The 15690-nt window shown below is 39.9% G+C and carries 13 protein-coding genes and 1 tRNA gene; 13 read left to right on the top strand and 1 reads right to left on the bottom strand.

What is annotated here, in order from left to right:
* Nucleotides 1-50 precede the first annotated feature (50 nt).
* Together fba and BMZ41_RS11195 are read left to right on the top strand one after the other, a co-directional pair.
* The gene (fba, locus tag BMZ41_RS11200; protein ID WP_072914879.1) at nucleotides 51-914 is read left to right on the top strand and encodes a class II fructose-1,6-bisphosphate aldolase; all 864 of its coding nucleotides are present in this window, start codon (nucleotides 51-53) and stop codon (nucleotides 912-914) included.
* 106 nt (nucleotides 915-1020) lie between these two features.
* Complete coding sequence (locus BMZ41_RS11195) at nucleotides 1021-3141, top strand: glutamine synthetase III family protein (protein WP_090529698.1); 2121 nt, start codon at nucleotides 1021-1023, stop codon at nucleotides 3139-3141.
* A 60-nt stretch (nucleotides 3142-3201) separates the two neighbouring features.
* On the opposite strand, the gene BMZ41_RS11190 is transcribed toward BMZ41_RS11195, so the two are convergent.
* The gene (locus tag BMZ41_RS11190) at nucleotides 3202-5790 is read right to left on the bottom strand and encodes a transglycosylase domain-containing protein (RefSeq protein WP_090529695.1); all 2589 of its coding nucleotides are present in this window, start codon (nucleotides 5788-5790) and stop codon (nucleotides 3202-3204) included.
* Between the two features lie 79 nt (nucleotides 5791-5869).
* On the opposite strand from BMZ41_RS11190, the gene BMZ41_RS11185 reads away from it, so the two are divergent.
* From BMZ41_RS11185 to BMZ41_RS11135, 11 genes are all read left to right on the top strand, one after another.
* On the top strand, nucleotides 5870-6523 hold the full coding sequence (locus BMZ41_RS11185; protein ID WP_090529693.1) for a YigZ family protein: 654 nt from the start codon (nucleotides 5870-5872) through the stop codon (nucleotides 6521-6523).
* Between the two features lie 100 nt (nucleotides 6524-6623).
* Nucleotides 6624-6695 (top strand) — tRNA-Gln (locus tag BMZ41_RS11180).
* 55 nt (nucleotides 6696-6750) lie between these two features.
* On the top strand, nucleotides 6751-7449 hold the full coding sequence (locus BMZ41_RS11175) for an acyl-[acyl-carrier-protein] thioesterase (protein WP_090169262.1): 699 nt from the start codon (nucleotides 6751-6753) through the stop codon (nucleotides 7447-7449).
* Nucleotides 7449-8279, top strand: a complete 831-nt coding sequence (locus BMZ41_RS11170) for a CvfB family protein (protein WP_090529689.1) — start codon at nucleotides 7449-7451, stop codon at nucleotides 8277-8279. The genes BMZ41_RS11175 and BMZ41_RS11170 overlap by 1 nt, the downstream gene beginning before the upstream one ends.
* Before the next feature lie 69 nt (nucleotides 8280-8348).
* Nucleotides 8349-8726: a RidA family protein gene (locus BMZ41_RS11165; RefSeq protein WP_090169266.1), complete on the top strand. Its 378-nt coding sequence runs from the start codon at nucleotides 8349-8351 to the stop codon at nucleotides 8724-8726.
* Between the two features lie 18 nt (nucleotides 8727-8744).
* Nucleotides 8745-9650: a thioredoxin-disulfide reductase gene (trxB, locus tag BMZ41_RS11160; RefSeq protein WP_090529687.1), complete on the top strand. Its 906-nt coding sequence runs from the start codon at nucleotides 8745-8747 to the stop codon at nucleotides 9648-9650.
* A gap of 141 nt (nucleotides 9651-9791) precedes the next feature.
* Nucleotides 9792-11012, top strand: coding sequence for a C40 family peptidase (locus tag BMZ41_RS11155; RefSeq protein WP_090169271.1), 1221 nt, complete (start codon nucleotides 9792-9794; stop codon nucleotides 11010-11012).
* Between the two features lie 606 nt (nucleotides 11013-11618).
* A complete protein-coding gene (locus tag BMZ41_RS11150) occupies nucleotides 11619-12707 on the top strand; it encodes a PucR family transcriptional regulator (protein WP_090529684.1) in 1089 nt (362 codons plus the stop codon).
* Nucleotides 12708-12739: 32 nt separating this feature from the next.
* Complete coding sequence (gene ftsE, locus BMZ41_RS11145; protein ID WP_090169277.1) at nucleotides 12740-13420, top strand: cell division ATP-binding protein FtsE; 681 nt, start codon at nucleotides 12740-12742, stop codon at nucleotides 13418-13420.
* Complete coding sequence (gene ftsX, locus BMZ41_RS11140) at nucleotides 13410-14318, top strand: permease-like cell division protein FtsX (RefSeq protein WP_090529681.1); 909 nt, start codon at nucleotides 13410-13412, stop codon at nucleotides 14316-14318. The genes ftsE and ftsX overlap by 11 nt, the downstream gene beginning before the upstream one ends.
* A gap of 72 nt (nucleotides 14319-14390) precedes the next feature.
* A complete protein-coding gene (locus tag BMZ41_RS11135) occupies nucleotides 14391-15686 on the top strand; it encodes a S41 family peptidase (protein ID WP_090529678.1) in 1296 nt (431 codons plus the stop codon).
* Nucleotides 15687-15690: the final 4 nt, after the last annotated feature.

Genomic DNA, 15690 nt, shown 5'->3' with positions numbered 1-15690 from the left:
GTTTAGATAGGGTTAAAAAGCCTAAAACGAAAATATGGAGGAATAATTTTATGTTAGTTTCTGCAAAAGAAATGCTTGATAAGGCAAAAGCAGGCCACTATGCAGTTGGTCAGTTCAACATTAACAATCTTGAGTGGACAAAGGCCATTCTTCTTACAGCACAGGAGCTCAACTCACCTGTAATTCTTGGTGTTTCTGAGGGTGCTGGCAAGTACATGACAGGCTTCAAGACAGTTGCAGCTATGGTTAAGGCTATGGACGAGGAGCTCGGAATCACAGTTCCTGTAGCACTTCACCTTGATCACGGTACATACGAAGGATGCTACAAGTGCATTAAGGCTGGCTTCACTTCTATCATGTTTGATGGTTCACACTATCCATTCGAGGAGAACCTTGCTAAGTCTACAGAGCTCGTTCACGTAGCTCATGAGCTTGGTCTTTCTATCGAGTGCGAAGTTGGTTCAATCGGTGGTGAGGAAGACGGTGTTGTAGGTATGGGCGAGTGTGCTGATCCAGAAGAGTGCAAGACAATCGCTGACCTTGGCGTTGATATGCTTGCAGCTGGTATTGGTAACATCCACGGCAAGTACCCAGAGAACTGGGCTGGTCTTTCATTCGAGACACTTGATGCTATCCAGCAGAAGACAGGTGCTATGCCACTCGTTCTTCACGGTGGTACAGGTATCCCAGCTGATATGATTAAGAAGGCAATCGAGCTTGGCGTTTCTAAGATCAACGTTAACACAGAGTGCCAGCTTTCATTCGCTGATGCTACACGTAAGTATGTAGAGGCTGGTAAGGATCTTGAGGGTAAGGGATTTGACCCACGTAAGCTTCTTGCTCCTGGTACAGACGCTATCAAGGCTACAGTTAAAGAAAAGATGGAGCTTTTCGGTTCAGTAGGAAAGGCTTAATTCATTATGATTATTTGGCTCTAGTATGAGCTTTGGAAAAGGCAATCGGTATATTTTATATGCTGATTGTCTTTTCTATTATTTTGTGTGAAAGGATACATATAGAATGGAACAATATTTTAATGTGGCTGACATCTTTGGAGAAAACGTTTTTAACGATACAGTTATGCAGGAACGCCTTCCAAAGAAGACATATCAGAAGCTTAAGCAGACTATCTCAGAGGGGAAAGAACTTGATTTAGAGACAGCAGATGTAATTGCTCATGAGATGAAAGAATGGGCAATTGAGAAGGGTGCGACTCACTATACACATTGGTTCCAACCACTTACTGGTATTACAGCAGAAAAACATGATTCCTTCATTTCTGCTCCACTACCATCAGGAAAGGTTCTCATGAGCTTTTCAGGTAAGGAATTGATTAAGGGTGAACCAGATGCATCATCCTTCCCTTCAGGTGGTTTACGTGCCACATTTGAGGCTAGAGGATACACTGCTTGGGATCCAACTTCTCCTGCCTTCGTAAGACAGGATGCAGCTGGAGCTACACTTTGCATTCCTACAGCTTTCTGCTCATATACTGGCGAAGCACTTGATCAGAAGACTCCACTTCTTCGTTCAATGGAGATTCTTTCGGAGCAGGCAATTCGACTTCTTAGATTATTTGGTAACACCACATCACAGCGTGTTACTCCATCAGTTGGTGCAGAGCAGGAATATTTCCTTATCGATCGTGAAATGTATCTTGCACGCAAGGATTTAATGTACACAGGACGTACATTATTTGGCGCTATGCCGCCTAAGGGACAGGAGATGGACGACCATTACTTCGGTTCTATTCCAGAGCGTATTGAGGCATATATGCGCGATGTAAACATTGAGCTTTGGAAGCTTGGTGTTTCTTCAAAGACACAGCACAACGAGGTTGCACCAGCTCAGCATGAGCTTGCACCTATCTATGCACAGTGTAATGTTGCTGTTGATCACAACCAGATTATTATGGAGACACTTAGAAAGGTGGCTAACCGCCATGGCCTTCAGTGCCTTCTTCATGAAAAGCCATTTAACGGCGTTAACGGCTCAGGCAAGCACAATAACTGGTCACTTGTAACAGATGATGGTATCAACCTTTTTGAGCCAGGTAAGTCACCACATGAGAATATCCAGTTCCTCCTTGTTCTTTGCCTTGTGTTAAAGGCAGTAGATAAGCATGCAGATCTTCTTCGTGAGTCTGCAGCAGATGTTGGTAATGACCAGCGTCTCGGAGGCAATGAGGCACCTCCAGTTATCATCTCTATATATCTTGGAGAGCAGCTTGAGGATGTACTTACTCAGCTTATTTCCACAGGTACAGCTACAAAGTCAAAGAAGGGTGAGAAGCTTGCTACAGGTGTTAAGACTCTTCCTGATTTTAGAAAGGACGCTACTGACAGAAACCGTACATCACCATTTGCCTTCACAGGAAATAAATTCGAGTTTAGAATGCCAGGTTCACAGGATTCCGTAGGTGAGCCAAACGTTGTCTTAAATACAATTATGGCAGAGGCTCTCTGTGAGGCATGTGATGTTCTTGAAAAGGAAAAGGATTTTGATGCTGCTGTTCATGATATGATTAAAGATCTTGCTACAGAACATCAGCGAATCGTATTCAATGGTAATGGATATGGTGAGGAATGGATTGCAGAAGCAGAGAAGAGAGGCTTACCTAGCATTAATTCCCTTGTAGAAGCAATTCCAGCTCTTACTACAGATGCAACTGTTTCAATGTTTGAGAAGTTTGGAGTATTCTCTAAGGTAGAGCTTGAATCACGTGCAGAAATCGAATATGAGCAGTATATTAAATCAATCAACATCGAAGCTCGTACAATGATAGATATGGCTTCTAAGCAGATTATTCCAGCTGTTATCAGCTATGCTACAGAGCTTGGGCTTTCTATTGGCACCATCACAGATGCATGTCCAGAGGCTGATGTAAGCACACAGAAGGAGCTCCTTCTTAAGGTATCTAATTACCTTCGCGAGGCAAAGGATGCTCTTATCACTCTTAAGGAAACTAACGAGAAAGCATATACTATGAAGGCATCTAGCTGTGAGAAAGCTAACTTCTACCACTCAGATGTTGTAAAGGCTATGGAAGACCTCCGTCGTCCAGTAGATGCACTTGAAATGATTGTAGACAAAGATGTATGGCCAATGCCAAGCTACGGCGATATGATCTTTGAAGTTTAATAATAAGCATATAAAAAAAGAGCTTCATTTGAAGCTCTTTTTTGGTTGCCAAAGCGAAGCTTACTCTCCGCCTATAACCTGAATCTTAACTCCGTCAGAGGTGGTCTCTGTGGTGCCTGTGGCGCTTCCGCCGAAGGAACCTGAGTTAGGTAATGGCTCGCCACCATGATATGGACAATACTGTCCGAAGGTGGCTGGATCAACGCCGAATGGTTCATCCTGTGAACCGGCACCTGCTCCAATTATGAATACACCTGAGTAATGTGGACATCCTGATGTTGCGAACATGTGAGATTCTGTACATACATTACCAAGATAATGCTTATCACAGTATTCTGTAGGCTCTGTGCCTTCCTCAAAGTATTCGGTGTAAACCTGTGAACCTCGAGGATCGCAATCACATACACCTGGTACTGCAATCTTTCCGGATTTCTTACATACGGTGGCTGTTACAATGCCTGATGGCTGTGTGAAGCTCTTGTAGGGCAATTCCTTATGAATTCTGCTCATTACAGCCTTCCAAATAACCTTTGAATAAGTAGTGTAGCTCTGAGGTGTATTGTCATCAAAACCGCCCCAGATAACGCCTGTATAGTATGGTGTGAAACCAGCAAATACTGTATCTTTATTCTTTGTGGTAGTACCAGATTTACCTGCTACAGCCATTCCTTCGAAGTTGGCAACCTTACCAGTTCCAGCAGTCATAACATCCTGCATAGCGCTTGTAAGAAGCCATGCTGTTGTTTCTTTTAATACTCTCTTAGGAGTGTTTTCTCTGTTATCAAGAATTATATTTCCCTGATGATCAACTACTGTAGTGTAGAAGATTGGTTTGTTGTATTCGCCGCCATTTGCGATGGTTGCATATGCAGATGTCAAATCAACATTTGTAACACCATCAGTGATACCACCTAAGGCAAGGGCCTGATTGTTATCGCCGTCAATAAGAGTGGTAATTCCTAAATCCTTTGCATATTGGAAGCCTAGACTTGTTCCAATATCTGCCATTACTTCTATAGTAACTACATTAATTGAATTGGTAATCGCTGTACGGATGTTGGTCCATCCAAGGTAAGAGTTATTATAATTCTTAACTGGTTTACCATTTCTATAGGTAGTAGGCATATCGTTTTCAACAGATGCAAGAGTCATTCCACCGGCATCAAGTGCTGCTGCGTAGCAGGCAATTACCTTGAAAGTAGAACCAGGCTGTCTCTTGATACCTGTAGCACGATTCAAAGTTTTAGCGGCTGTTTTATCACCGCGTCCACCAACCATGGCAACCACTTCTCCAGTGGATTGATTAATGATAGTCATCGCTGCCTGAGGCTGAAGTGTGTAAGTGATTGATTCACCGGCTACTTCATCGCCTTCTTCCATAATAGCAGCTTTATAGGCTTCGATAGCTTCTGCTGCCGCTTCCTCTGATTCGAACTCAAGATTGTAATTACTATTGTTCTTTGCAGCCTGATAATAAGAAAGCATTGTAATATCTGAATAATTCTTTGTAGAACCATCAGCTTTGGTTATAGTCAGTCTGTAAGAGAATGAAACCTTTTCAAGCTTGTTGTAGTTATCGGTATTATTGATTTCTTCCTCTACAATGTTCTGTATATTTGAATCCTGAGTAGAATAAATTGAAAGACCGCCTGAGTATAATAATGAATATGCCTCAGACTCAGAGTATCCAAGTTTTTCTTCTAAATCAGTAACAATTTCATCTGTAAGAGCATCTACAAAATATGAAGTAGAAGATGATGATAATTCAGTATTAAGAACCTGAATTCTGTCATAAACATCATCAGCTAAAGCAGCTTCATATTCGGAATTAGTAATGTAACCCTGATTTAGCATGTCACCGAGAACTTTTTTACGGCGTTTTGCATTTTCTTCAGGATGTGTAATAGGGTTATATCTTGAAGGGTTCTGAGTAATACCTGCAATAACTGCACTTTCGGAAAGTGTCAAATCGGATACAGATTTATTGAAATATCTTTCAGCAGCTGATTCAACACCTAAAGTATTTTGCCCAAGATTTATACTGTTAAGATAGTTCTCTAAGATAACAGATTTCTTAACGATTTTTTCAAGCTGTACTGCTAAGTATTGTTCCTGAATCTTTCGGTTTATGCTGTCTATTTTTGTGTGTTCAGAAGTCCAGGTTGTAAAATAGTTATTTTTTAGTAGCTGCTGAGTGATTGTGCTGGCACCCTGTGAAAAATGGAAGCCATTAGCTATGCCTGTTACAGCCGCTCTAACAATACCCTGTGGGTCAATTCCATTATGTTCATAGAAACGAGAATCCTCAATTGCAACAAAAGCATGTTGTAAATGCTCAGGAATTTGATCTAGTTTGACATAAGTTCTATTGGCACCTGTGGAAGCAAGAGTCTCAATTTCATTTCCATTTGAATCATAAACTGTACTCATATATCCAGTAGGTGAGATGTCGATTGTAGATACATCTGGCAACTGGTCAATAAGATTTTTTGCATAGAGATAAGCAATAACACCGCATGCAATTACTACAGAAACTATACATATCAATGCGATACGAATAACAGCAAGTCCGGCACTATGGCGTTTACGCTTGCCTCGTCCTGTAAGCTGAGCGGATTGCTTAGCTGCATTTTCTTTTCCGTAATTCATATTTACCTCCAAATTTAGACTTCATTATAGCAAAAAATTTGATTATAATAAAGAGAACTAAGCATTGGAAGGAAGGGACATGGCAGATAAGGAATTTAGAATAGTTTACAAAGGTGGCACAGGCGAGATAGAAGAAAAGAAATCTCGATTCATTGCCCATATAGCTCCAGTTACTTCCGAGGAAGAGGCTGTACAGTTTATTAATGGAAAGAAGAAAGAATTCTGGGATGCCAGACACAACTGTTCTGCTTTTGTGATTGGACAGAATAATGAAATAACAAGATGTAATGATGACGGCGAGCCAGCTCAGACTGCAGGTCGTCCTATGCTTGATGTTTTACTCAGAGAGAATATCCATAATTGTGTTGTGGTTGTTACACGTTATTTTGGAGGAGTACTACTTGGTACAGGCGGACTTGTCCGTGCGTATCAGGCAGCTGTTCAGGAAGGCTTGGCAAATTGTCAGCTTCTTTCTCCAAAAACAGGAAGAGAATGTTCCATTGCCACTGACTATAATGGCTATGGAAAAATTGAGTATGTTCTCAGAGAAAAAAATCTTCCAATTTTAAATACGGATTTTGGAGCTGATGTTGTAATTTCATCCGTTGCACCATCAGAAATGGTAGAAAATTTAAATACAATTGTTGCAGACAAAACTGCCGGAAACGCCGTAATTACGTGGGATGACGAGATTCGATATGACATACTGGATGGTCAAATTTTAAAATTTTAAAAAAAGTTGAAAAAAGTACTTGCACTTTTAAAATTTATGTCCTATAATAGCATTCGTTGACGCGGTAAAGAAACAAAAACACAGCGGAAACGAATAGTAATGGCCCATCGCCAAATGGTAAGGCAACGGACTCTGACTCCGTCATTTCAAGGTTCGAATCCTTGTGGGCCAGCTTCGAAGACCTAAGCGAAAGTGCTTAGGTCTTTTTTGTATCTAAAGGAGTAGATATGTATCAGTATAATAGCAGAGTAAGTTACAGCGAGGTTGATGCTAATCTTAATCTTACTTATTTTGATTTGGTAAATTACATGCAGGATTGCAGTTGCTTTCATTCTGATGATGTAGGAGTTGGAGTATTTTATCTTGCTCCTAATCACATGGGTTGGTTTGTCACTGCATACGAAATTCATATAAACAGAATGCCTAAATATATGGAGAAGATTGTTATTAAGACTTATCCATATCAGGTTAAGGGGATGCTGGCAAGACGTATCTACACTATAGAAAGTGAAGAGGGCGAATTGCTGGTTTATGCAGATTCGCTTTGGGTATTAATGGATTTGGAGAGTCAGCGTCCAGCTCGTCTTACAGATAAAATGATTGAGGCTTATCCAGAAGATCCAGACAGACCAGAATTTGATTTCAATAGAAGCAAATTAAAAATCTCATCGGAAGGTGAGCAGGTGGGCACATTTGTTGTCAGTGAGTTCCATCTTGATACAAATAGTCACATGAATAATTCCTACTATATAGATGTGACAAGACGATTCCTTCCAAGGGAGGATTTCTCTACCATCACTGTTAATTATAAAAAGGCAGCATTGCTATTTGATGAATTACAGGTTTATTTGGTAGAATTAGAACAAGGTTACCAGGTCGTTCTAAAAAAGGACGATGAAATTTATACAATTGTGGAGTACAAATAATGAAGCTAGGAGAAATACAGAAGCTTAAAATAGAAAAGAAGGTAGAGTTCGGAGTATATCTTTCCGACGGAACAGATAGAGTTCTTCTTCCTAAGAAGCAGGTTCCAGAAGAATCTGGCATAGGAGATGAGGTTACTGCCTTCGTATATAAGGATTCAAAGGACAGACTTATTGCCACTACCAATATGCCTAAGTTAACACTTGGACAGTACGGCGTGCTTTCAGTCAGCCAGGTTAATAAGGTGGGCGCCTTTTTGGATTGGGGTCTTGAAAAAGATTTATTTCTTCCATTTAAAGAAATGACACGTCAGCCATCAGAAGGTGATGAGATTCTTGTCAGAGTATACATTGATAAGAGTGAGAGACTTTGCGCCAGCATGAAGGGCATTTATGAGCTCCTTTCTAAAAAGCCACCATATCAGGTAGGCGATGAGGTTGAGGCTCGTATTTATGAGTTCGGTCATGACTTTGGTACTTTCGTTGCCCTTGAGGACAAATATTCATCTATGATTCCTCGTCATGAAGATGTTTCAAAATATCGTATCGGTGACGTTATCATGGTTCGCATCACTGGAATCAAAGAAGATGGTAAATGTGATGTCACTATCAGAGACAAGGCATATGTCCAGATGGAGGATGATGCCGAGGCACTTCTTGAGCTTATTGACAGCTACGCAGGAGTATTACCATTCTCAGAAAAGGCTTCTCCAGAAGTTATCAAGAGAGAGACTGGTCTTTCAAAGGCTGCCTTTAAGCGTGCAGTAGGACGTCTTTATAAGGAAAGAAAAATAACTTTAACAGATGGCAAAATTCGTCGTGCCGTCGACTAAATTACGTGGTATAATGTAACCAGTAATATCAGCGGTTAAAAAAGGGGAGAGGAAAAGGAGGATATTGGTATGAAAAATGTAATTTCTACCGAAAAGGCTCCGGCAGCTATTGGCCCATATTCACAGGCTATTGAAGTGAATGGTATGGTCTACACATCCGGTATTATTCCTGTTGATCCAGCTACAGGAGTGATTCCAGAAGGTGCAGCTGCTCAGGCCGACAGAGTATTCAAAAGTATGTCTGCTCTTTTAGAGTCAGCAGGCACATCTATGGCTAATGTTGTTAAGACTACTGTGTTCATCAAGAACATGGAAGACTTCGCAGCAATTAATGAGGTGTACGCTAAGTACTTCCCAGAGCCATTCCCAGCACGTTCGTGCATCGAAGTTGCCAGAATCCCAAAAGATGTTCTTTTAGAGGCAGAGGCTATTGCCACTAAAAATTAGGATTTTGGAGAATAAGTTATGATTTATGACATAGTTGTTATTGGCGCAGGACCAGCTGGTCTTGCGGCGGCTATCTATGGCAAGAGAGCGGGAAGAAACATTCTTGTCTTAGATACCAGTTCTATCAGCGGTGGACAAATACTTAGCACTTACGAGATTGATAATTATCCAGGAATGCCAGGTGTCTCAGGTGAAGGTTTGGCAGAAGCCATGAGAGCACACTGTGAAAAGCTTAATGTTGAGTTCGCACGAGGAAGAGTTACTTCTATTATAGATAAGGGCGACACAAAAGAGCTTATCACTAAGAAAGCTACCTTTGAGACTAAAACCGTTGTCATTGCTACAGGTGCTTCTAATAAGAAGCTTGGCTGTCCAGGCGAGGAGGAGCTTTCAGGAATGGGAGTTTCATATTGTGCTACCTGCGACGGTGCCTTTTTCAAAGATAAGGTGGTTGCTGTAGTTGGCGGTGGTGACGTTGCCTTGGAGGATGCTCTTTATCTTGCAAGATTTTGTCAGAAGGTATACCTGATACATCGTAGAGATGAATTCCGAGGAGCAGTAGTTCTTCAGGAGCAGGTAGAAGCTACAGACAAGATTCAGATTATTTTCGATTCTACAGTAGAGGAAATAATCGGACAGGATAAGGTTGAGGCTGTTAGTGTAAAGAATAAAAACACTGATGAAGTTCAGCAGATTAATCTTGATGGTGTGTTTATTGCAGTTGGTAATGTTCCAAATACTGGGGCGATTGAGGGGTTACCAGCTCAGGATGATGCAGGATATATCATTGCAGATGAGACCTGTGCCACATCCATTAAAGGAATTTATGCCGCCGGAGATGTTAGAACAAAGCAGTTAAGGCAGGTTATTACAGCCACTGCAGATGGAGCAAATTCTATTGCTTCTATAGAGCGTTATTTATAATCACAAAATATTACAAAGACACACATGTCAATAAAGTTGAGCATTAGTTCGAAAATTCTTCACTTGACAGGATAGGAAACAGATTATATAATGTTCAAAGTTGTAATAAAGTTGTAACATATTGGAGGATTTCTTACGAAAATGAAATTAAATTTGACAAGAGCCGTTAGCTACACCATTGCTGCTTGCGTCGTTGTTTCTAGTATATCACTTACCTCAGATGCAGCTAGTGCTACATCGGGTGTTAGCGCACTATCAAGTGCTACAGGCGTTTTAGAGACTACTAATTATACTGCTTTTGCAGGAGCACAGCTTACAGTTAATGATATGCTTGCAAATGCAACAGTTATAGCAGCAGATACACAGTTAGCAGATAACGGAGCTGATGCGGTTGCCGCAGCAGAGAATCCATATGCTAACATAGCTATCGCACAGGTTGATAATTACGTATATATTCGCGAAACAGCTTCAGCTGAGAGCGAGTACGTTGGAAAGCTTTATAATAATTCAGCAGCTACAGTTTCAGATACTGTAGAAGCAGAAGATGGTACATGGTTACTTATCACTTCTGGTGATGTAACAGGTTATGTAAAGAGTGAATATGTAGTACAAAATAATGAAGAGCTTGCAAAGCAGGTTTCAAAGCGTCTTGCTACAGTTACTACTACAACACTTCACGTTAGAGAGTCAGCATCTACTGATTCAGCAGTTATTGATTTACTTCCTATCGGAGATGACCTTGTAGTTATCGACGAGTCAGATATTGATAGCGGTTGGGTTAAGGTTACATGTAATGAAGGTGAAGGATATGTCAGCACAGATTATGTTGATATTTCTACAGACTTCACAGTTGCAGAATCTAAGGCAGCAGAGCAGGCTCGTTTAGCAAAGGAAGAGGCAGAGAGAAAGGCAGCAGAGGAAGCAGCTAAGAAAGCTACTGCAGCTGCAGCAAAATCTTCATCTAAGTCTTCATCATCTTCATCGTCTTCATCAGGAAAGAGCTATTCAGCACCATCTGGTTCAGGCGGTGGATCAGTTGTTAATTACGGATCACAGTTTGTTGGTAATCCATATGTATATGGTGGATCATCACTTACAAATGGTACTGACTGCTCAGGTTTCGTAATGAGTTGTTATTCAGCATTTGGTGTAAGCCTTCCACATTCATCAAGCTCAATGCGTAGCGTTGGATATGGGGTATCTTATGATGATATGCAGCCAGGAGATATCGTATGTTACTCAGGTCACGTAGGTATTTACGCTGGTAACGGTACTCTTCTTCATGCATCAAATAAGAGAACTGGTATTACATACTCAAATGTAAACTATAAGAAGATTTTAGCTATCAGAAGAATCTTCTAAATATCTAGAAATTAAAATATTTAGGCATCACCCAGGTGATGCCTTTTATTATGGTTATATATTCTAAAAACTTGTAGAATTGTCAGAGAATTATATTTGCTATTCCGGAGAAATTTTAGATAATATTGCACAAAAGAATTGAATGTTAAAAATACATATAATATTCCATTGTGTGTAAATGCAACATTTTATCAACAAAAATTCAAACAATCAAAATGAAAAAACGGACTTGTTAACGACTTATCCACTTTATCCACATTATTTGTGAACTAGTTTGAAAAGTTATCCACAAAGACACTAAACATTTGTTTTGTCCTAAATCAACAAAACTTGTGAAATTGCTTAAAAGTCTTGACTTTAGAAGAGAATAACTTCTATCAGATTTATCTGAGTATTATCTGACAATTTAACTTCTGTTGTACACTTTTGTAAAACCTCACAATAAAAAATATATAGTAAAAATTGTAAATTTGCATAAATAATCATAATATTTCTATTCACATTATTGGTAATTTATATTAGAATATGGATAGGTTATGTGAATTTGTATGCAAAACGGGAGTTTTACATTGTTGATATTGCATATATACTCAGGAGGTATTCGATATGATTTCGAATCAAATTATGCAAAATACACTAGAAGGACTTCATCAGCTAACAAAAATAGACTTGGCCGTTATGGATTCTGATGGTGTTATGTGCGCAGCTACATTTGGGGATACTGCACAGTATTCTGATGCAGTAGCTGTTTTTGCGGCATCTGAGGCTGAAAGTCAGGTTGCGTTAGGTTGCCATTTCTTTAAGGTCTTTGACGATCAACAGCTGGAGTTTGTTGTACTTGCAATGGGTGATAGTGAGGAGTCTTCTACAATTGGAAAGATTGCTGCTTTTCAGATACAGGAGCTCATGATTGCTTATAAAGAGCGCTTTGACAAGGATAATTTCATCAAGAATTTATTATTAGATAATCTCCTTTTGGTAGATATCTATAATCGTTCAAAGAAGCTTCATGTTGATATAAATGCTCGTAGAGTAGTTATGATTGTTGAAGTGGGCCCAGAAAAAGATGGTGATGAGCTTGATAGAGTTCGCTCTGTCTTTGGTGGCAAGAATAAGGATTTCGTTACAGCTGTTGATGAGAGAAACATCATCGTTGTTAAGGAATTGGGCGAGAATGATTCTAATGCTGAAATCGATAAGATAGCTGCGGTTATTATCGATGCTTTCCATGATAAGGATACAAAGAAGGTTAGAGTATCTTACGGAACAGTTGTTGGTGAGATTAAAGAGGTTTCACGTTCCTATAAAGAAGCTTCTATGGCTATGGACGTTGGCAAGATTTTCTTTAATGACCAGAATGTTATTGCATACTCACAGCTTGGAATCGGACGACTTATTTATCAGCTTCCTATTCCTCTTTGTAGAATGTTTATCTCAGAGATTTTTGAAAACAAATCTCCTGATGATTTTGATGAGGAGACTCTCACAACCATCAGCAAGTTCTTTGAGAACAGCTTAAATGTATCTGAGACATCACGACAGCTTTATATTCATAGAAATACCCTTGTTTACAGACTAGATAAGCTCGAGAAGAGTACAGGACTTGATTTGCGCGTATTCGAGGATGCCATTACTTTCAAGATTGCATTAATGGTAGTAAAATATATGAAGTATATGGAGAGCGAAAAGTTCTAATATAGTAATTGTTATGGAAATGAGGTAAAAAATTGATACGATTAGATCATGTTAGTAAGTCCTATGAGGCTGGCAAACCTGCCCTCGAGGATGTAACTATTCACATTGATCCAGGCGAATTTGTTTTTGTTGTTGGAGATAGTGGTTCTGGTAAGTCTACTCTTATCAGATTATTATTGAAAGAATTGGAGCCTACAAAGGGCAAGATTTACATTAACGGTCAGGATTTAAAAAAGGTTACTCACAAAAAGGTTCCTATGTATCGTAGGAATGTTGGTGTAGTATTCCAAAACTTCCGACTCCTTCCAGATAGAAATGTTTACGAGAACGTAGCATTTGCCATGAAGGTAGTTGAGTGTTCAAATAGAGAAATAAAGAAAAAGGTTCCAACAATACTTTCACTTGTTGGACTTGCAGCTAAATATAAGTCAAAGCCAAGCCAGCTTTCAGGTGGAGAGCAGCAGCGTGTAGCTATCGCTCGAGCTCTTGTTAATGAGCCAAAGATTATTTTGGCAGACGAGCCTACCGGAAATCTCGATAGTGATAATACATGGGAAATCATGCGACTTCTCGATGAGATTAATCAGAGAGGCACCACAGTTGTTGTGGTAACTCACAATATGGAAATCGTCAGAGCTATGAATAAGCGCGTCATCACCATCAAAAAAGGTGTTGTAGTTAGTGATGTGGGAGGTGACGACTATGAAGATTAGCACTCACATCTATAACATTGGACAGGGATTAAAGAACATTTGGAGAAATAAGATGTTCTCTCTTGCTTCAATAGCTACCATGACAGCATGTATTTTTCTTTTTGGAATTTTCTTTGCTTTGGGAACGAACTTCCAGTCTATGGTGAGAACTGCAGAGGAAGGTGTCGCAGTTACAGTTTTCTTTGATGAAGGACTTCCTCAGTCTCGTATAGATGAAATCGGAAACGAGATTAAGAAGCGAGTTGAGGTAAAGAGTTTCAATTATATTTCTGCCGAGCAAGCCTGGGCAGATTATCAGGAAGAATATTTTGGCGGCAATGAACAGCTTGCTGCCGGTTTTGCAGATGATAATCCACTTGCTAATTCTGCAAACTATGAGATTTATCTTAATGATGTTTCAATGCAGCCTACATTGGTTTCCTTCCTTCAGGGTCTTGATGGAGTTCGTCAGGTAAATCAATCAGAAGTTGCTGCAAAGACGCTTACAGATATCAACAGAGCGATTACAATCGTTTCGATGGCCATTGTCATCATACTTCTTGCTGTATCAGTTTTCCTTATCAGCAACACAGTTATGGTTGGTATCTCTGTTAGAAGAGAAGAGATTGCAATTATGAAGCTTATTGGTGCGAAGGATGCTTTCGTCAGAGCGCCATTCGTAGTTGAAGGTGTTTTCATTGGTTTGATTGGTTCGATTATTCCATTGGTGCTTCTTTTCTTCATATATGAAAAGGTAATTGAGTATGCTAGTTCAGAATTCAATTTCCTCAGTAATATGGTTACTTTCATACCAGTAGAAGAAATCTTTAGAACTTTGGTTCCGGTTTCTCTTATTCTTGGTATTGGAATCGGCTGGTTCGGTTCTCGTGTAACTTTGCACAAGCATTTAAGAGTTTAGTATAAAATGTTTAGTTTTAGGGAGTGCCTTGGCGGATGCTGAGGCACTCCTATATATAATGGAGGAATAATAATGTACGAAGAACAGAATGAACAGAACAAGCAGGTCGTAGATCCAGGGGTGGTAAATTACTACTACGAAGAAAAAACAGAGAAGAAGGCTAAAAAATGGCCTTACTTTTTGGTGGGATTTATTTGCTTACTGATAGGTTGTATCGCTACGGTTATTGTAGGGATCAGTGTGATTGGTTCGAAGATTTCCTTTAAGGACGAATCCTCTGAAGAGGTACTTGAGTCTTTGCAGTCTGGTAAATCTGGCGATTCAAAGTTCAGCACAATTCTTTCTATAATAGAAACTTATTATTATCAGGATGTAGATAATGATAAGCTTGTAAACGGTGTTTACAAGGGTGTTGTAGAGAGTCTTGATGATCCATATTCAGAATACTATACAGCAGATGAGTACAAGGACCTTATGACTACACTTACAGGAAATTATGCGGGAATCGGAGCTTTGCTTCAGAAGAACGCAGAGACTGGTGTTGTAACCATCACAAAAGTGTACAAGGAAACACCTGCTGAAAAAGCCGGACTGAAGGAAGGCGATTATATTGTTTCTGCTGATGGCTATCTTGCTACAGATGAGGGGCTTGATTCCTTTGTTCAGCACATTCGTGGCGAAGAAGGAACAGATGTTGAGCTTGTGATTTCAAGAGATGGTGAGGAGCAGACAGTTGTATGTACTAGAGCTTCTATTGCTACACCTACTGTTGAACACCAGATGCTTGAGGGAAATGTAGGATATATTGCAGTTTCTCAATTTACAGAGCATACCTACAAGGATTTTGTCGAGGCTTACAAGGATCTTGAAAAGCAGGGAATGACAGCCGTAGTCTTCGATATGAGAAATAATGGTGGCGGTTTACTTGACTCAGTAGTTGAGATGCTTGATTATCTTCTCCCTAAGGGTACTGTAGTTTATACAATGGATAAAGCTGGACATCGTGAAGATTTCCTTTCAGATGAGGGTTCATCCAAGGATATTCCTATGGTTGTTCTTGTAAATGGTAACACAGCCTCAGCAGCAGAAATCTTTACAGGTGCCATCAGAGACTTTGAGTATGGAACTATCATTGGTACAAATACTTTTGGAAAGGGAATTGTTCAGTCTACAATTCCACTTAGCGATGGCTCAGCCTTAAAGCTTACAACTCAGACTTATTACACTCCAAGCGGAGAGTGCATCCATGGAAAAGGAATTGCTCCAGATATCGAGCTTGAATACGAATTCCAGGGTGGCGAAGACGACGAGTATTCCGTTGATCTAGACAATCAGATTCAAAAAGCTTTAGAAGTATTAGCAAAATAATAGT

It is taken from the genome of Pseudobutyrivibrio sp. UC1225 (assembly GCF_900115215.1).
Classification (GTDB): domain Bacteria; phylum Bacillota; class Clostridia; order Lachnospirales; family Lachnospiraceae; genus Pseudobutyrivibrio.
Note: the sequence above shows the minus strand (reverse complement) of the source record. Positions and strands in the feature narration are given on the sequence as shown.